The organism is Aquipluma nitroreducens, assembly GCF_009689585.1.
Lineage (GTDB): Bacteria > Bacteroidota > Bacteroidia > Bacteroidales > Prolixibacteraceae > Aquipluma > Aquipluma nitroreducens.
In genome coordinates this window covers 3,293,867-3,312,651 of the sequence record NZ_AP018694.1, presented here as the reverse complement: position 1 = coordinate 3,312,651, position 18,785 = coordinate 3,293,867, and the positions used below count along the sequence as shown (strand labels likewise).

The window sequence follows — 18,785 nt, the reverse complement described above, 5'->3', positions numbered from 1 at the left end:
TTTTGCCAAAGCTTGGAATTTGTCAGCAAAAAGCCCGAACTATTTACAATTTTATCAGGAACCATGGAAATTTCGAATCAAAAGAGAAGTAAGCAAATTAAAAGAACCTTTAACCTCACGGGTATCGTAATTGTTGTGATTGGCCTGGCTTTTCTCGGATTAAAACAGGATACTGCTGTTTTAATTACAGCTGGGGTGTTTGCTGTTTATGTTGGTATTGCTCAATTTGCCAATCTATGTTATGTGTATTTCAATTCCGGAAACGGGAAGGTTCTATTCCGATACTACCCGGTTATTTCAATCCTGAAAAAGGAATATGAAGCCATTGAATTCGCTCACTCGGCACTTGTAAATTTTAACATTGAAAAAGCGATGGGATTTACCGACCTTACCATCGCCATTAAAACCAAACGCGGAATTGCCGAGTATCCGACCATCAGTTTGGCCGCCATGAGTAAAGCCGAAATCGATCAAATAAGTTTAGAATTGTCTGAAATTATGAAAAATCGCTAATCAGGTATTTACTTTGAGTGCCGGATTTCTTAATTTTATAGAAAACCGGTTGAATGGAAAATCCAGATAATCTTGCATACAAAATAGCCATTTCACTAATTCCCGGGATTGGTTCGGTAACCGCCCGCAACCTGATTGCTTACGTCGGTAGTGTTGAAGGTGTTTTTCAGGAAAAAGAGAAAAACCTGATGAAAATACCGGGCATTGGCGAGGTGAATGCCAAACGGGTTGTACGGCAAAATGTGTTGGATCGAGCCAAACGCGAAGTGGATTTTATCCTGAAAAACAAAATACAAACCTTCTTTTACCTCGACGACAACTACCCAACCCGATTGAAAGGATGCAGCGATTCTCCAATTATTTTGTATTTTAAAGGAAATGCCAACCTCAACGAGCAACGGATTATTTCGGTAGTAGGAACCCGAAGTGCGACAAACTATGGAAAAGAAATTTGTGAAGAATTGATCCGAAGTTTTTCTGAAAAAAGCTATCCAATTCTCGTTGTTTCAGGACTGGCCTACGGAATTGATGTTCATGCGCACAAAGCCTGCCTGAAATACAACATTCCAACTGTCGGCGTTTTTGCCCATGGATTGGATACAATTTACCCATCGCTCCATGCCCCAATTGCCAGCAAAATGCTCGAAAAAGGAGGTCTGATTTCCGATTTTATCAGCGAAACCAAAATCGACCGGCAAAATTTCCTTCGCCGTAACCGGATCATTGCAGGCTTGGCAGATGCCACCATTATTGTAGAAAGTGCTGAAAAAGGCGGGGCACTGGTGACTGCCGACATTGCCAATTCGTACAACCGCGATGTTTTTGCCTTTCCGGGTCGCAGCACTGATCTTTATTCCAGGGGCTGCAATAAAATCATTAAACTGAACGAAGCTGTTTTGGTTGAAGGTCAGGCTGACATTGAAAAAGCCATGAATTGGGACGTCAAAGTTTCAACCAGCCGGGCTTACCAAACCTCACTTTTTGTAGAATTAACTCCGGCAGAACAGAAGCTGGTTGATCTCTTAAAAGCAGGTGATCGTTTTGTTGACGAGATAACCACCGAAGCCCAAATGTCGGTGAGTAAAGTTTCAGCCTTGCTGCTTGGTCTTGAATTTAAAGGAATAATTGTCAGCCTTCCTGGGAAGATGTACCGGTTGAAGTAAAATCAAAATAAGCCACTATCTTTGCAGCATGGCAACATTCGAAGATTTAAAAATAAGTAAATCGGTTTTAAAAGCGATTGAAGAACTGGGCTTTACCGAACCAACGCCCATTCAGGAGAAGGCGATCCCGATGATTCGCTCGGGAGTGGACGTTTTGGGAATTGCACAAACAGGAACAGGCAAAACGGCAGCCTATTTCATTCCTTTAATTATGAAACTGGTTAAAGCCGAGGGAAACGATCCCCGTGCCATCGTGTTGGTTCCTACACGCGAATTGGCTATTCAGGTGGGTGAAGATCTGGAAGACCTGACCAAATTCACTAATTTGCGACGGGCAACTGTTTATGGTGGCGTTGGCTGGACCAAGCATGCCGAGCTGATTAAACCCGGAGTGGATATCCTGGTTGCAACTCCAGGCCGTTTGTGGGATCTGTATAGAGCAGAAGCTGTTTCGTTCAAAAAAGTAAAGACATTAGTTATTGACGAAGCCGACCGGATGCTGGATATGGGTTTCATGCCGCAAATCCGCAATTTCCTGGAAATCCTTCCGCTGAAAAGGCAAAACCTGCTTTTCTCGGCTACCTTCAACGAAAAAGTTGAAGAGATGAGTCACGAATTCCTGGATTTTCCGGAGCGCGTTGAGGTTGCACCATCGGCAACGCCAGCCGAACTGATTAATCAGGTTTATTATCAAGTACCTAATTTTCAGACCAAATTAAACCTGATCAATTATTTGCTTCGCGACGAGGAAACATTCTCCAGGGTGATTATTTTCGTCGGGACCAAAGAAAATGCCGAACAGGTTTTCAAAATCATCAAACGCAGATCGGAAGGCGAAAAACGAATTCTGCACTCAAACAAAGGACAAAGCACACGCTTAAACGCTATCAATGCTTTTAAAAGCGGTGTCGTTCGCATCCTGATTACTACCGATATTTCGTCGCGCGGAATTGATGTAGAACTGATCAGCCATGTCATTAATTTTGATCTGCCATCGAACCACGAAGATTACGTTCACCGCATTGGTCGCACGGCCCGCGCCAACAATACAGGAACAGCCATTTCGCTGGTCAATCCGGCAGAAGAGCTCAACCTCCGGAAAATAGAAGAACTGATCCGGATGGAAATTCCAAGACTTGAACTTCCGGTAGATCTGGATTTGGTAGCTACAAAAAGTGAAGAAAGTCAAATTCAGTTGCGTGAGATCGACCGTCAGAAGAGAATCGCCGATCCCACTTTTAAAGGAGCTTTCCACGAGAAAAAGTTTATTTATGGTAGGGATGCTAAAAAAGAAAAAAGAAACTTACCCAAGGATAAAGCCAAGGAAAAAAGGTTTAGAGGAAGAAGAAAACCTTCCTGAAAAATCAGATGTAATTTCGAAAAGGGAAAGAGTGAAATCTAACCGATTTCACTCTTTCCCTTTTTCTTTTTGAATCCATTATTATTTCAGTACATCTTTCGCAGCAAGTACCAAAAACATAAAATTGGAAGAACCTCCGCCCAAAACGTATTCGGTTTGTTGCCAGAAATAGGGCCATTCTTTTAACTCTGGAAAATCGGGACGAATAATTCCGGTTCCTGAAACTGAACCTCCGGGAATAAAGGATCGGTCAGCTCGGTTTACGCCATAGGCCTGAGTTACTGATCGAGAACCCACACCGGAAACAAACGATGAAGTGTTTTCGCCCGGATGATTTCCCAAAACAAAATTCAAGGCATTCAGCATGTATTTCGAATCGTATATTTCGGGAAAGCCTTTCTGAAGAAAATACTGGTTTACCCCGAAACTCTGAATGTTCCAGCCATCACCCCAAATGTGTGGACGATAAGGTACTCCAAACGGATTTTCCTTTTGCAGATTATCAACCTCAACCTTGTAATTTTTGGCGGCTGTTAAAACCATCGAGGAAAGATTCGCGTCGCCGATCTGTTTCAAAACACGACCCACATATCCAATTATTTCGTTCCATTTCAGCACTTCAGGATTGGTGAATTTCAGAATATCTTCCTTATACTTCTTATTTCCAGTAGTGATCAGCAACTCAACGGCTGCTTTTACTTTTGCACCAGCCATCCGCTGATTTTTAGCGGCATCCACTGAGGCATAAAGTGCCTCAGCAGCAATAACCGATTGTGCGGACAATGTATCATTAAAACCTTTCAAAACACGAGCTCCCGTTGCCAGATCTTTGGCTACGTCCAGTTCTCGCCACGGATTTTCTTCGGTAAAAACCAAACGATCGTCCAAAACACCTGATTCATGCGCAGTAACCTCCTCTTTTTTCAAACCTGGATTGTATTTGCGTCCGTCGGTAATTGTAGACGCATCGCCCAAATGAACATACTGGCGCAAACTATTTTCAATGATTCCGCGATACAATCGACCGAGACTTTGATATCCGGCTAAAATGGTAATTGTTCCGTGTTCTATTTGCTGAAGCAAATCGTTTTTTCCGTCAGGCCGGTGTATTTCAACCAGATGATTTTGCTGGTCAACCGTAGTTTGATCCCACTCGGGATGAAACAATTCGTAAGCTTGAGACAATATCCAGACTTCGCCTGCCTGCGACTCTACGCGCAAATCGTAATCGCCGGCATCGTGCCATCCACCACGGTTCAGTCCTGGCACCTGTTCCAGAGGTTTGAATTTGGTGAGTGTTGAATGTCCCTGTAAATAACCGTCAAAATGGTTGGTATCAACCGGAGCCATCAGCGCATCGTCCATGTGACACAGGCCATGCCATACGCGGTAACCTTCGTTCACACGCATGTGGCACATCTGTACCGGCAGGAAATATTCAACAACCGGCTGCCACACATTTCGATCGTAAATGGTTGAGCTTATCCGGAAAGGTTCTGAAGTGTTTTCGCCATATTTAACCTGATAAATTCCGGGAGTTGTCACATCCGAAAAATCGAACTGATAATAATTAAAACGAAGAAATTTGCCCCACTTCTTCGGTTCAATGGTTCGGATTTCTTTCAAACCGCCATCTTCTGAAATTCGGTACAAACTTGCTTTCTCAGCTGTCGGGGTGTTTTTATCGACTTCGATTACTGCTATTTTTTCCTGATTGGGCTCGTAGCCAATTTGACTGATATGAACCACCGGTTTCGACTGAAAATTGGGTAACACATTGCAATCGACCACCCACTCGATAGCTCCAACAGTTTTCCCCGGAGTGACCAGCGAACGAACTACAAACCATCCATTGTTGTGGTAGAAACGGCCATCGAGCAATTGCAATGGCTGACCTTTACTTTCGATCACCATGGTTTGAGCAGCCGTTTCCGGAGCAATGGTTAGTTTTTGGCCTGAAGCCATTGGAAAAGCCTGCCAGTTGCCATCACTGTCCTTTTCCATTGGTCCGTTGGCCTGAGTTGGAAAGATTCCGGATTGCTCATCGAGATACCAGCTTTTACCAAATAAAATGGCCGGAAACAATTCGAAGTTGAAGCCAACTTTCTTTTCCCATCCGGCAGGAAGCGGTTTATCTAAATCGACAAGGATTCGGAATTTGTTTCCTTCGCCAACGACACGAACGTGGTAATTAAAGTACAAATCAGGATATTCAACCGGATTAAAACCTTTGCGGTTGATGCTTGAATCGGGGAAAGTGCATTTTACACTGATTTCGTTTTTACTTCGGTCAACGGAGCGTTTGCCCACTTTGGGAATAGGCTGCCATTGACCGGGAGTTGGCTCCAGACGCAAATCGCCGTTTGTAGCCACCCGGGTTCCGTTCTGAATGATACCGACGGCTCCCTGATGGCCTTCAGGGTAAATATCGAAAAAGACCATGACATTCAACCCTGGCTTTTCGAAATACTCGTTTTCATTGATTTTCAACGACTGAGCATTCAGTCTTGAACCGGTAAGTAGAAATAATAAAAGTGCAAAGCACCAAGAAATTTTGTTCTTCATCATTGGTTAGGTTTAAGTTTCAGATCTATAACAACCGAGAAAGATTCTACCCTTAACTCTTATTGTAATAATTACAATGAATTAAGTTTAAAGATAGAAAATATCTTCTTTGAGAAAGAAAATTTTCACCTCTATCAGAAAACTAAATAACTAACCTCCTAAAAAAGTATTTCACAGGTGACAGAAATGTCACCTGTGAAATACTTTTACAACGAGAACCAGTATGAAAATTTGATCAGAAAGACATTATGAGGCTGGATTCCAAACAGATCCTTCATATCCTTCCCATAGGCAAACGATCCGTCTTCGGCTGAGCTTGTCCGGCCTTGCGACCAAACCAGGAACAATGTCGATCCAGGCAAATATTCCCACCGAACAACCAAATTCGACCGAAATTGCCGGAAATTAAAATCGGGGTTATCGAATGAATAATCTGTGCTACCGTCATGATCCTCATCAATTGCATAGTCGTTATTAACTGAGCGAAAGCCTATTTCGTTCCCTGAAAAGATGCGATACCTATCCTTGAATCGATTGGCTTTTGTATTGGTGGTTCGCTTAAAGTCGGAATATTTACCTGCCGAAATAAACGGTTGGCCATAATATTCAAGGGAGAGTTCAGGAGTAAAAGTATAATTCAAACGGAAGGTAAAGCTTGCTGTTTTCTGATCTAACCGGGCAAATATATACCGGGGGTCGTTGCCCATTTTCGTGGTCGAAACATATTGTAATTCGCTGTTCGTAATACCATAGCTCGGCGAAATAGATATAGATAGTGCATTCGTTGGTTTGGCATTAAAACCCATCCAGTATTCCTGATTCCGGTAACTATTCACATCGCCAAATCCCTGATAGCTTCCAATATTGAATGAAAATTTCTTGGATTGGTCAGTCGAGATATTTAAATTCATTTCTTCACCACCTGGCTGAATGAACGATGGGCCACCGCGCAACAGGTTCGTCGAAGTATTTTCGCCAATCCGGGTAAAGTTGCCATTGATTTGCCATCGATTCTTAAACTGAGAATAAAAATTGGTGTTCACAAAGGTTGATAAAAGCTTTCCTGAAAAATTCCAGTACATCCAGTAATTGGTATTCAGATAGAAATTATTGAAAATCGAAAAAGGATTGCGAATGTAATAAGCAGCCCAGGAGCCGTGGTGAATAACGTCGGAATAACGCATATAACCAATATCGTTGAATTCCAATCCGGGCGAACGAACGGTTAAACTAGTTTCAAATTGCAACCTCTTTTTACTCGATCTCCCCAGCTTAAAAGTTCCACCATAACCGGCCAACGATGTTCTGGAAGAATCAACCGAAACGTAACTGGCATCGGGTCGCTGAAAATATCTGGCAGACGATTGCTGGGCATTCAGAATAGCTTCTTCCTTTCCTTTCAAATAACTGAACTCAGCATTTCCAGTCACATACCAGGTTCGTTCTTTCCATTTATGACTGAAATCGATTCCTCCGGTGTAGGCCGCAGTTGGCAAATAGTTGAGCGCCGGGTTCGTAATATCCCTGTTCACAGCCGTAATAATTCCGCCAAGAACAGTTTCACCCTTATCGAAATCCTTTTGCAAACGTCCAACAAAATAATTGGTTAATGGCTCAACCGATTCTTTCCGGCGAACTCCGGCGTTATCAATAAGCGCATTTTCGTTGGCGGTTACACTTTCCAGAACGCCAATCGACAAACCCTTTTTTGTTTTGCCTGAAAGTTTCATCGCACCAAGTATTGTTGACGACTCCGGAACATCAGCATATTCGTTGTCGGCGAGATCCGGGGAATTATGTGGAGATCGTCCTATCCGGCGGGAATAGAAGAGATTGTCGGCGCCCATGTTGTGAATCACAATTGAATTAGAAGGCTGAAACTGGTATATATTCTTTCCTTCAACGAAGAACGGCCGGCGTTCCGAAAAATAGGATTCGAAGGCACTAAGGTTAACTTCCGAAGGATCGGCTTCAACCTGTCCGAAGTCAGGATTGATTGAAAAATCGAGTGTGAGGTCGTTGGTAATCGCAGCTTTTCCATCGAGACCATATGACATAGCACTCTTCTTCCCGTCGAGAAATGGATTACCTTCTTCTTTTTTGAAACGCTCCATTCTGGCAACAGTATAAGGGAGTAATTCGATCTTCCTTTTCGGTTTGATACTATTTATGCCATGTAATTCGCCATACAAATGAATCTGCCCCGGAGAACCTTTGGGAATGTACTGCCAGGTTGAGCGCTCCTCCAAACGAAAAATGTGGCGCATAACCTGAATCCCCCACACATGCTCTTCCTTTTTCCCAAACCTGAGCTGGCTTAGTGGAATTTTCATTTCAGCACTCCAGCCTTTGTCATCGATAGCGGTTTTCAGGTACCACACAGGGTTCCAACTCTCATCCCAATTATTTCCATCTTCTGTAACAGCCTCATCGCCTTTTGCTCCGGCAGCCGTAGCCGTAAAAGAGAATGCCGTTTGCTGGTCGTAGTAACTATCAACCATGAACGACACCATGTCACCATCGAAATTATCACGGCGCGAAATCAAACGACTTATCTTTTTCGGTTCGGTGTCTAAAGCCCGGATAAATACATACAGGTTATTATCGTCGTACAGAATCTTAAATTTAGTTTGCTGAGATGGCGGTTTGTTCTCAGCTGGTTGAGTTTGAATAAAATCGCCACTCCATTCCACTTCATTCCAACAGGAATCATTCTCCATTCCATCAATTTCAGGAGCCGATTTTGTAAAAAAAGTCTGATAGGTTTTCTTTTCGATAGTTTGCGAATAACTATCAAAGAAAAAGATAATCATTAACAGCGCTAGGACTGTTTGAGCTAGAAAGATACGTTTCATTAAACATTATTTAAGGTTGTTTTCTATGGACATTCATAAAACAAAGACTTCGTTTTTTAAGAAACGTTACAGCACTCAATTTCTTTTATGCAAATATCCATCAACAATCACCCTAACCCATTCACAACAAAAAAGACGATCCCGAACTTGTCGGAATCGCCCTTCTGTCGATCAAATACGATCTATTTATTTTAAAATCAGCTCTATTACCGGAATTTCAACATTTGGTTTGATAACCGGCAAGCTTAAATTCAGATCCGTTGAAGTTGAACCTTCCTTTGCCCCATGTTCGGTTCTTGCAGTAATTTTAATTTCAGATGCATCGTGCAGAAACTGTGCATATTTTACTTTTCCGGCATAACCAGGCAAAGTGAGGTTCTGTAGCGGGTAATCCAACAAATGAATGTACAGTCGATTGGTTTTTGGGTTATAAGTCATTAAACTGTTGTCAGGAGCTTTAAACTCTTCGGGCGCCTGAGTACAACCATAAATTGAGCGGTTGTTCAGGCTCATCCACTCGCCCATCGATTTCAAACGTGATTGGGCACGCTCGTCAAACATTCCGCGGGCGGTCGGTCCAACATTCAACAACAAGTTTCCACCTTTACTCACCGATTCGATCAATAATACAAGTAATTGCTTGGTGTCTTTCCAGGTATTTTCATCGCGATAATAACCCCACGATCCGCTAAAAGTCTGGCAGGTTTCCCAGGGCACTTTTTTGCCATTCACTTCAGGCCATTTTGACACTTTGTACTGTTCCGGAGTGGTGAAATCCCAACCATCTTCGTATTCTTTCAGGTCGAGGCGGTCGTTCACCAGAATCCCGGGTTGTAACTGACGAACCATTTTGATTAGCTTTTCAGAATCCCAATCTTTGTGGCCTTTGCCATTTTCGCCCGGATACGAAAAATCGAGCCAAAGCATATCCACTTTCCCATAATTGGTGAGCAGCTCGCGAACCTGATTGTGCAGGTATTCGCGGTATTTATTCATGTCGCGATTTTTATTGAGTTCTGCCAGTTTTGCTTTGTCATCGGTACGTTGCGGATGAACGCGGTCGATCGTAAAATCTGGGTGATGCCAATCAATCAGGCTGTAATAGAATCCGATTTTCAAACCTTCAGCACGAAAAGCTTCCACCCATTCTTTAAGCAAGTCTTTTCCAATAGCCGTATTAGGCGCCTTGTAATCGGTAAATTTTGAATCGAACAAGCAGAATCCTTCATGATGCTTGGTGGTAATCACGGCATATTTCATTCCAGCTGCTTTGGCCATTTTTGCCCATTCGCGTGGGTTATACAAGTCGGGATTGAAATTATCGAAGTATTTCTGGTAGTCTTCGTTGGTAATCCGTTCCTGATTTTTCACCCATTCGTGGCGCGCCGGAAGTGCGTACAATCCCCAATGAATGAACATACCAAAGCGGTCGTTTGTCCACCAGGCCATGCGTTCTTTTTTCTGTTCTTCGGTTTCCTTGAAAAGTTTTTGCTGGGCATTCGAGCCTTGAATAAACAAGGCTGTTAAAAGAAATAATGAAATTAATTTCTTCATTGTGATGTGGTTTAGGTTTTTTAACTATAAAAATTCAAGAGGTAAATTACTGAAGAATAAAATTAGAATATCCAACCGGATTTACAATCCTGTACTGTGCTGTAATATAATGTTTCGGAACATCAAATTACAACACAATACCTTTTTGAAAAGGAACTGCCATCTGGCAGACTAAATTAAGAATTTATCTTACTGAGGTAGAGTTTTCTCAGATCCTGGAGGTATTCCGACCCAATCTGATCGGAATAAATTCGAATAATTTCATGTAATCTGCCATCATAATAAAAAGCGCCCATAGCAGCATCGAATTTGCTTTCCAACCAATTGTTTTTCACTTTGCCTGTAAGTACCTCAAATTCTTCCCAACTCAAATGACTTGGGATTTCAAAATAGGCATGATTTTTTTCACGCTTATCCAGGTAAATTTTTTCAGCAATTTCCTCAAGATCATAAAATTTTATAATCCTGATTTTCACCAGTTCATCCTTATATTTTTTCGATCTGATCAAAAATTTAATTCCATTTCCAGAGAACGATCGTTGCAATTTCTCAAGTAAATTATAATCCTCCAGATGTCTGATGCGCAATACATTGTATTTCTCATCGTAAATACGCAAGAATCCTTTCCCGGCATCAAACGAAACATTAAAATCGAGCTGAATCTTTTGTGATGCACGAATAATATCTTCCAACGGATATTGATCTTCAAGTGCCAGATACAAATACATTGGTTTTGCAGTCATTGCTGCGTCATTGAAGTAATCAGGAAAAGGTTTGAGCGCTTCAAAAACCAAGGTTCCCTGTAAAATCTTTTGATCAATCGTGAAAATTGTCTCGGTTTTCGTTAAAGTTCCAAAAACTTCAAATCGTTTGTTCTGTTCCATGAGTTTAGTTTTTCTGGTTTGATTACTTTAGCAAAATATTCAATTGGATTGAATGACTACAAAATACATAAATATTGAACAAGTTGGATCAGTTTCATTCACAATAAATGAGCGGTCAAAAAGAATTCGTCTAAGCATCAAGTCTGATGGCGAAATCGTTGTGTCCATTCCCTCCTCTGTTCCTATGCGCGACGCTATACGTTTCGTCGAATCAAAGGTCGATTGGATACTTAAGCAGAAAACAAAAATACAGGCGCAGTCAACTCTTTTTGCTCCTGAAAGCTGTTTCAGAACCCGATTCCATAAACTTGCCATTACAAAAGGGAATACCGACAAAGTTTATAACCGGGTTGGAAATGGCGTAATCCAGATATTTATTCCTGACCGCGTGAATCACGAGCAACCCAAAGTACAGGAATTCATAAAAAACACCCTGATTGACGTCATGCGCTGGGAAGCCAAAGTTTACTTACCCAAAAGACTGAAGGAACTGGCCGACAAGCATGGATTCAAGTACGAAAATGTAAGCATTAAAAATGCATCAACCCGTTGGGGAAGCTGCTCATCTGTCAATAACATCAACCTAAACCTGCACCTGATGAGGGTACCTGAACATCTGATTGACTATGTACTTTTACATGAACTGGCTCATACTGTCGTAAAAAATCATGGCGAGAAATTTTGGCTTTTGCTCGAACATTGCTACCCGAACGCCCGAAAAGCCGACAAGGAAATGAACAACTACCGAACACAAACTTTTTAGGTATATTCCAGCAAAACACACTATTTTTGATAAAACACAACTTTAATGAATTGGAACCAGATTATATCGACCACCCGTTTAGGGCAGGAAGAACTTGCAACTAAAGACAACAAGCACAGCCGGACTCAGTTTCAACGAGACTACGATCGCATTATCTTTTCGTCGCCTTTCCGGAGAATGCAAAATAAAACACAGGTTTTTCCTTTACCCGGAAGTGTGTTTGTTCACAACCGCCTCACGCACAGCCTGGAAGTTGCCAGCGTTGGCCGATCGCTTGGAAGCATGTTCGTTGAAAAAGCTGAAATCGAAAAGATGGAAATTGATAATCCGCTTTTCTATGAGATTGGCTCAGTTGTTTCGGCAGCTTGCCTGGCTCACGACATGGGAAATCCGCCATTTGGACATTCTGGTGAAGATGCCATTGCGCAGTTTTTCAAAAAGAGTACCGAACCTCGATTGGCAAACGAACTTACAGAAGGACAACGAAAAGACTTTACGCTGTTTGATGGTAATGCCAATGCTTTTCGGTTACTAAGCCATCAATTTAATGGTCGACGCGAAGGTGGATTTGCACTCACCTATACCACCTTGGCTTCCATCGTAAAGTATCCGTACGAATCACTTCTGACAGAAAAACCAAAATTTGGTTTTTTTCAATCCGAAAAATCGATTTATGCCCGAATTGCCCACGAACTTGGGCTTTTGCAGCTATCCGAAAATCCGGCTAAATTCGTTAGGCATCCGCTGGTATTTTTGGTTGAAGCCGCCGATGACATTTGTTATCAGTTGATGGATTTGGAAGATGCCCACAAACTGAAAATTCATAGTTTCGACCAAACACGTTCGCTGTTGATGGAGTTTTTCGATCAGCAAACGGAGTCAAAGCAAATCAACCGGATTAATGAAACACTGAAGCTGGTTTCTGACCCCAACGAACAGATTGCTTATTTGCGCGCCAGTGTGATCGGGAAACTGGTTAAACAATGCGTAGATGTTTTCTGGGAGAAACAAGGAGAAATTTTATTCGGAAGCTTCCAGAAACCGTTGATTGATTGTGTTCAGCCAACATCGCTTGCTGCAATGAATACGATCAAGAAAGTGAGTGTAAAAAACATTTACAACGACCGCTCTGTGGTTGAAATCGAGATTTCGGGATACCAGATTATCGGAACTTTAATTGAGGTTTTCACTGAAGCAATTCTGAATCCGAAGGAAGGGTTCTCCAGAAAACTGATTCAACTGATGCCCGATCAGTATGGCGGAAATTATGAATCGACTTACGAAAAAGTTCAGTCAGTTGTCGATTTTGTTTCAGGAATGACCGATTTGTATGCCCTTGATTTGTATCGGAAAATTAAAGGAATTAACATCCCAGGAATATAATTAACATACTTATGAGGCTGTATCAAAAGTGATTATGCTTTAAAACTTACAATTTGAAAGTACCGACACTGTTAAAACCCCTAAATCCCCTGAAGGGGACTTCAAAGCCGCCCCTTCAGGGGAGGTTTGGAGGGGTGAAATGAAGGTGAACTTACAATTTGAAAGTTGCATTTGTGAAATTTTGACTTTTGATACGACCTCAAGAGTTCTATATCACGCTAATGAAACCTGATTTTGATCAATTTGAAAACGATCGGATGATTGATGATCCGATGAATTATAAATGGGGAATATTCTATTTTAATCGGAAAGATTCCAGAATTGTTGTTCCAAAACGAGTCAGAGGAATGGGTTGGACGATGAATTTTGGAAATATTTACGCTTATATTCTCGTAATATTAATTGTTGCGGCAGGAATTCTAATCGGGAAGATATATCATTAAGGTCCTGAAAGTTGCGCTATTAAAGCCTTCCAGGGCCTATTAACAAAAATATATTCAAATTAAGCATTAAATTTTCTTAATAAAGTTAAAAATCAGGTACATATCTATAATAACGTAACAACAAATTCACGACATTTGACGTTCTATTCTGGAAAATTAAGTAGGTGAAGATATGGTTGCGGTATTAAAAATCATTCAGGTATTTTTGTTGGCTTCAGTAAAGTATGTTATTACATTTCCCTTTGCATTGCTCATTGGACTAAACTTTCTTCAAACGTTAATTGCAGTCACTCTTGGTGGAATTGCAGGATTTTTCTTTTTTTATTACGTGAGCGGGCATGCAATTAAACGGCTTCATCATATTCGGATATTCCTTCGGAAACACCTTCCACTTTCGGTTCGCCTGAAATTTCGTCAACTGATGACATGGAGAAAAAAGATGACCGGGGAACGGGTTTTCAGCAGACGAAATCGATTTATTGCCTGGTTTCGTGCAAAATTCGGATTACTTGGAATTGTTGTTCTATCTCCAGTTATTCTGAGCATCCCAATTGGTGCATTTCTACTGAATAAATACTACTCGAAACACAAAATGGCGAAACCCTATATGGTTTTATCCATTGTTAGTTGGACTGCCGTCTTTGTTGCTTTTGCCCTGATTTTTCCGCATTTGATAAGGTAAATATCCAAACTATTATTCAAGTCTTGTTTCCATTCTAATGCTTTCCTCGTTTTTCAGGATTAGCTCATAATCAGCACCCGACCAATCAATTGCTTGCCACTGCCCAAAAGAGAACCAGTATTTAGCCACATGTTCGGTCAAAATAATATCTCCGGAAGCTATTTTACAGATGAACGGAATCAACCGGATTAGTTTGCTGCCATAATCAAATTCAATGGATTCAAGTTGTTTCTGAACCTCAATCCGAATTTGTAATTCTTCCTCAATCTCGCGAATGATGCACTGAGCCGCAGTTTCATCGGTATGAATTTTACCGCCCGGAAATTCCCATTTCCACGGATGACTACTTTCCGGCCCTCGTTGAACAGCCAGAATTTGCGAATCCTTCAGAATTATTGCACAAGAAACTTCAATCATTTTCTTTCTTTTCAGTAAAAATTAAATCTGTAAAGAAGGGAAAAACTATCTTTATTTCAAGATTCGAAACAAGAACTGTTTGCTAATTATGACTGAAAACGACCTCCGATCGCTGATTCAATCGTGGGAGAATATTGCTCTATTGGTGCGATATATTGCTGATTACCCCGAACATCTGGATCTAATTATGACCAAAGTGCTGGATGATAGCCGACCTGAGTATTGGCGCGCAGCCTGGATGGTCGATAAAATCCACGAACGACATCCGGAACTTGTTGCCCCTTATCTTCAGACAATGACTGATTTTGTACTGACGACTAAAAATGCAGGTAAAAAGAGACATCTGTTGAAACTGATCAGTCTCAACGATATTCAGGAGGAAAACCTGGCTTTGTTATTAAATTACTGCATCGAAGTATTCACCAATACGACAGAACCTGTTGCCGTCCGTGTTCATGCGATGCAAATACTGTTCAATATTGCTCAAAAAGAACCCGAATTTTCAGGAGAGCTGATCGAATTGATCGAAAACGAAATTGAACTTCATGGCTCAGCCGGATTATTTTCGAGGGGGAAAAAGTTATTGAGAAAATTATACCAAAGCAGAAATCAAGTTTGAAACCTAAAAATTCAAAATAAAAGAAGGCTGAATAATCTGGGATGATGATTCAGCCTTCTTTTACAGATGGAAACATGCGGCTATTTCTTCAGGAAAGCTTCTTTTAATTCCAACAATTGGTCGTCGTTCAAACCTTCAGGCTCATTCCCCGATTGCATTGCCATAAACCAGATTTGTGCCGATTTCGATAGAATGTCAATCATATCGAAAGCATCAGAAACTGTTTCGCCAATAGCGAATGCTCCATGCTTTTCCCAAATCACAACTTCGTGTCCATTTTTAAAACCTTCGATTGTTGCATCGGCAATTTTATGGCTTCCGGGTAAAATATAAGGTACCATAAATACGCCACGTGGTACAAATACAAAGGCTTCGGGGTGCATTCCCCACAAAGTTTTGTTCAGCATTTCTGTAGTCTGGAATCGTGGAATCTGGGTCATGGCAACCAGTTCGTTCGGATGTGTATGAACCACAGCTTTGTTTTTCGAACCGGTGCTAACCAGTAGATTATGAACAGCCAAATGAGTTGGCAATTCGGAAGTTGGCCTGAAATTATACAGGTTGCGCTTTTTCATGGAGATGATGTGGTAGGCATTCCCCTTTTTGTTCATTTTGATGATACAGGCATTATTCATCGGATTGATTGCCAGATCGCGCATGCGCTTGCCGGTACCGGTCACAAAAAAATAAAGGTTTGCCAAGGCATCGTAACTTCTTTCCAGTTGAAACATGGGGTAGTGCTCCAACTCAAATTCACTGTCGCCCATCATTTCAGATAAGTTTACCGAGATATTACCGGCATTGCGTTCAGCCCAACCCTTTTGCCAAAGATAATTTGCCAAACCTGCCACCTCAGTGATGGTCTTTGCAATCTTCTTGTTTTCCTGAAAAAATTCTTTCATCTCTTTTGTCTTTACTGATATGTCATAAATTATTTTCTATCTGAGAATTATTTCCAAATTCCCCGACGTTGACTATCTTTTTGCAAAAGTACAGGGAATACATGCACTTTGAGCCTGTTCGTCAAATGTATCTCATATAATATTAACAATCAATTTATACACTGTACAAAATGACAAACTCCTGAAAGTTAAAGGATAATGAAGACAAAACCTTTTTTGTATTTCGGATGTATAAATAAACATCGCAGACAGAACGAAAAATTATACACAAAACAGAGGTCAAAAAAATAATTTTTATATTTTTGCACCGTCTTTAAAGAAAAGACGACGAAGGATTGACCCATGGTGTAATTGGCAACACAACTGATTTTGGTTCAGTAGAGTCTAAGTTCGAGCCTTAGTGGGTCAACAAATTGTCCTGTGGTGTAATTGGCAACACGTCTGATTCTGGATCAGAAGAGTTCAGGTTCGAGACCTGACAGGACAACAACTTAATTTCACAAACCGCTATAATACTAGATATTATGGCGGTTTTGTTTTTCCAGGAGACAGATTACGATCGCTATACTCAGGAAACCAACTAATTTCTTAATTTCGAATCTTAATTTACCTTCGAATACTTTTCTATGAATAATCAAAGGAATCTGGTCAGGACGCTTGGCTTGGGATACGTCATCATTTTTGTAGTTGCAAACATAATTGGTTCCGGAGTATATAAAAAAATTGCTCCAATGGCAGCCGAGCTTCATTCTTCAATCTGGATACTAATGGCATGGATTGTTGGAGGAATCATCACGCTGTTCGGAGCATTAAGTAATGCAGAAGTTGCAGGATTACTGGCCGATACAGGTGGCGAATTTGTTTATCTAAAAAAAATTTACAACCGGTTTTTCTCGTTTTTATACGGCTGGTCGCTGTTTACTATCATTCAAACCGCAACCATATCTTCATTGGCATATGTTTTTGCCCAATCGCTAAACAGTATCATTCCCATACCTCAGATTTTTTCGTCGCTACAGCATTTTAGTGTAGGAGGTATTTTCTTCCCCTTTCAGGATTTTGGAATTAAACTGACAGCCATTCTGCTGATTCTACTTTTAACATTCCTCAACATCTCAGGATTAAAAAGCGGTGCAGGAACCAGTAAAGCCATCCTATTGCTAGTGTTTTCGGGTCTCTTCTTGATCGTTTTCTTTGGCTTAACACACATCTCTGCAACACCTGAAAGTTTTTTAGACATCAAAGACTTGACCAGCGGAACAGTTACACTCTCCTCTTTTTTCACAGCCATGTTGGCTGCTTTCTGGGCATATCAGGGATGGGTTTCAGTCGGATTTATCGGCGGAGAGGTTAAAGACGCAAAAAGGAATATCCCCAAAGGAATCGTGATCGGTGTTTTGGTGGTGATCTTTATTTATCTGTTGGTCAATGTGACCTACCTTTCACTTCTTTCCATTCCACAACTGGAACAAATTCACGCTGCAGGCAACCAGATTGCTGCCGTTGAGGCAGTCCGGAGCTTCTGGGGAACTAGCGGGGTATTGTTTATTTCGATGTTGATATTGCTTACTACGCTAGGCTGTACCAATGCCAGTATTCTCACAGGCGCCCGCCCCTATTACGCCATGTCGCGCGAAAGACTTTTCTTTACAGGCATTGGGAAATTGAACAAGAACAATGTTCCGGGCAACTCACTTTTGTGGCAAGGATTGTGGGCTTCGGCACTGGTATTGTCCGGAACTTTCGATCAGTTGACTGATATGGTAATTTTTGCGGTCTTTATTTTTTATGGAGCTACAACTCTGGGAGTCTTTATCTTGCGCCGCAAAATGCCCGATGCACACCGTCCCTACAAAGTTTGGGGATATCCGGTAGTACCCGCAATTTTCATCCTCTTTTGCATCGGCTTAATTTTCAATACCATTGCAACAAGGCCACGCGAAGCAATTATAGGTATGATTCTCATTTTAACCGGAATTCCTGTATATTTTTTCCTACGTAGAAAATATTCGAATACAGAAGAAGAATAGCTTTCTACTATTCCGAAACCTTTTGCACGACCATAATTCCGTCCCTCACTGGAAGAATTACATTTGTGACCCGCGAATCGTTTTGGACAAGATCGTTAAAATCAAGAATCCCGCGGGTTTGTTCTTCGTTTGCAGCTTCCGGATCGACCACTTTGCCGTCCCAAAGGATGTTATCAGCCAGAATAAAACCACCAACCGGAACATAATCGAAAATAATATTGTAATAGTCGCAATATTCACGTTTATCGGCATCAATAAACACCAGGTCGAACGACTGGCCAATTGAAGGAATAATCTCACGGGCATCGCCAATGTGTTGAAAAATGCGATCCGCCATTCCTGATTTCAAGAAATATTTTTGTGCTATTTTTTCCAGTTCGTCGTCAATCTCTATGGTGTGCAATTGTCCGCCCTCTGCCAATCCCTTTGCCAGGCAAAGGGCTGAGTAACCGGTAAAAGTTCCAATTTCAAGAATACATTTGGGTTTAATCATGCAGCTGATCATACTCAATATCTGGCCCTGCAAATGTCCCGAAAGCATTCTGGAACGAAGCACTTTAAGATGAGTTTCGCGATCGAGTTCGTTCAGGAAATCTTCTTGAGGAGAAATGTGATTAATTATATATTGGTCGAGCAAAACGTGATCGGTCAT

General features: G+C 41.4%; 16 protein-coding genes and 2 tRNA genes. 11 read left to right on the top strand and 7 right to left on the bottom strand.

What is annotated here, in order from left to right:
- Positions 1 to 63: 63 nt before the first annotated feature.
- The 3 genes from AQPE_RS13865 to AQPE_RS13855 are packed head-to-tail and all read left to right on the top strand — an operon-like array spanning position 64 to position 3,036.
- Complete coding sequence (locus AQPE_RS13865) at positions 64 to 513, top strand: hypothetical protein (protein ID WP_318347097.1); 450 nt, start codon at positions 64 to 66, stop codon at positions 511 to 513.
- 53 nt (positions 514 to 566) lie between these two features.
- Entirely contained in the window at positions 567 to 1,676 is a 1,110-nt protein-coding gene (gene dprA / locus AQPE_RS13860) for a DNA-processing protein DprA (protein ID WP_318347096.1), read from the top strand.
- A 28-nt stretch (positions 1,677 to 1,704) separates the two neighbouring features.
- On the top strand, positions 1,705 to 3,036 hold the full coding sequence (locus AQPE_RS13855; RefSeq protein WP_318347095.1) for a DEAD/DEAH box helicase: 1,332 nt from the start codon (positions 1,705 to 1,707) through the stop codon (positions 3,034 to 3,036).
- Positions 3,037 to 3,117: 81 nt separating this feature from the next.
- On the opposite strand, the gene AQPE_RS13850 is transcribed toward AQPE_RS13855, so the two are convergent.
- The 4 genes from AQPE_RS13850 to AQPE_RS13835 form a co-directional block, all read right to left on the bottom strand.
- A complete protein-coding gene (locus AQPE_RS13850) occupies positions 3,118 to 5,604 on the bottom strand; it encodes a glycoside hydrolase family 9 protein (protein ID WP_318347094.1) in 2,487 nt (828 codons plus the stop codon).
- Positions 5,605 to 5,807: 203 nt separating this feature from the next.
- Complete coding sequence (locus AQPE_RS13845) at positions 5,808 to 8,456, bottom strand: DUF5916 domain-containing protein (RefSeq protein ID WP_318347093.1); 2,649 nt, start codon at positions 8,454 to 8,456, stop codon at positions 5,808 to 5,810.
- Between the two features lie 186 nt (positions 8,457 to 8,642).
- On the bottom strand, positions 8,643 to 10,010 hold the full coding sequence (locus tag AQPE_RS13840; RefSeq protein ID WP_318347092.1) for an alpha-L-fucosidase: 1,368 nt from the start codon (positions 10,008 to 10,010) through the stop codon (positions 8,643 to 8,645).
- Positions 10,011 to 10,186: 176 nt separating this feature from the next.
- Entirely contained in the window at positions 10,187 to 10,894 is a 708-nt protein-coding gene (locus AQPE_RS13835; RefSeq protein ID WP_318347091.1) for a hypothetical protein, read from the bottom strand.
- 52 nt (positions 10,895 to 10,946) lie between these two features.
- Here AQPE_RS13835 and AQPE_RS13830 point away from each other — a divergent pair, with 52 nt between their 5' ends.
- The 4 genes from AQPE_RS13830 (at position 10,947) to AQPE_RS13815 (ending at position 14,165) form a co-directional block, all read left to right on the top strand.
- Entirely contained in the window at positions 10,947 to 11,657 is a 711-nt protein-coding gene (locus AQPE_RS13830) for a M48 family metallopeptidase (RefSeq protein ID WP_318347090.1), read from the top strand.
- Positions 11,658 to 11,702: 45 nt separating this feature from the next.
- On the top strand, positions 11,703 to 13,040 hold the full coding sequence (locus AQPE_RS13825) for a deoxyguanosinetriphosphate triphosphohydrolase (RefSeq protein WP_318347089.1): 1,338 nt from the start codon (positions 11,703 to 11,705) through the stop codon (positions 13,038 to 13,040).
- A gap of 221 nt (positions 13,041 to 13,261) precedes the next feature.
- Positions 13,262 to 13,483, top strand: a complete 222-nt coding sequence (locus AQPE_RS13820) for a DUF5808 domain-containing protein (protein WP_318347088.1) — start codon at positions 13,262 to 13,264, stop codon at positions 13,481 to 13,483.
- Positions 13,484 to 13,655: 172 nt separating this feature from the next.
- The gene (locus AQPE_RS13815; protein ID WP_318347087.1) at positions 13,656 to 14,165 is read left to right on the top strand and encodes a hypothetical protein; all 510 of its coding nucleotides are present in this window, start codon (positions 13,656 to 13,658) and stop codon (positions 14,163 to 14,165) included.
- 12 nt (positions 14,166 to 14,177) lie between these two features.
- On the opposite strand, the gene AQPE_RS13810 is transcribed toward AQPE_RS13815, so the two are convergent.
- Positions 14,178 to 14,582: a (deoxy)nucleoside triphosphate pyrophosphohydrolase gene (locus tag AQPE_RS13810; RefSeq protein WP_318347086.1), complete on the bottom strand. Its 405-nt coding sequence runs from the start codon at positions 14,580 to 14,582 to the stop codon at positions 14,178 to 14,180.
- Between the two features lie 88 nt (positions 14,583 to 14,670).
- On the opposite strand from AQPE_RS13810, the gene AQPE_RS13805 reads away from it, so the two are divergent.
- The gene (locus tag AQPE_RS13805; RefSeq protein ID WP_318347085.1) at positions 14,671 to 15,201 is read left to right on the top strand and encodes a hypothetical protein; all 531 of its coding nucleotides are present in this window, start codon (positions 14,671 to 14,673) and stop codon (positions 15,199 to 15,201) included.
- Between the two features lie 80 nt (positions 15,202 to 15,281).
- Here the strand turns inward: AQPE_RS13805 and rhaD are convergent, their stop codons facing one another.
- Positions 15,282 to 16,103 carry a rhamnulose-1-phosphate aldolase gene (rhaD, locus tag AQPE_RS13800; protein WP_318347084.1) on the bottom strand — a complete coding sequence of 274 codons (822 nt, stop codon included), beginning with the start codon at positions 16,101 to 16,103 and terminating at the stop codon, positions 15,282 to 15,284.
- A gap of 336 nt (positions 16,104 to 16,439) precedes the next feature.
- Here rhaD and AQPE_RS13795 point away from each other — a divergent pair.
- The 3 genes from AQPE_RS13795 (at position 16,440) to AQPE_RS13785 (ending at position 18,133) form a co-directional block, all read left to right on the top strand.
- Positions 16,440 to 16,512 (top strand) — tRNA-Gln (locus AQPE_RS13795).
- Between the two features lie 5 nt (positions 16,513 to 16,517).
- Positions 16,518 to 16,590: transfer RNA gene (locus AQPE_RS13790), tRNA-Gln, on the top strand.
- A 139-nt stretch (positions 16,591 to 16,729) separates the two neighbouring features.
- Complete coding sequence (locus tag AQPE_RS13785) at positions 16,730 to 18,133, top strand: APC family permease (RefSeq protein ID WP_318347083.1); 1,404 nt, start codon at positions 16,730 to 16,732, stop codon at positions 18,131 to 18,133.
- 7 nt (positions 18,134 to 18,140) lie between these two features.
- Here AQPE_RS13785 and AQPE_RS13780 read toward each other — a convergent pair whose 3' ends face one another.
- Positions 18,141 to 18,785, bottom strand: a complete 645-nt coding sequence (locus AQPE_RS13780; RefSeq protein WP_318347082.1) for an O-methyltransferase — start codon at positions 18,783 to 18,785, stop codon at positions 18,141 to 18,143.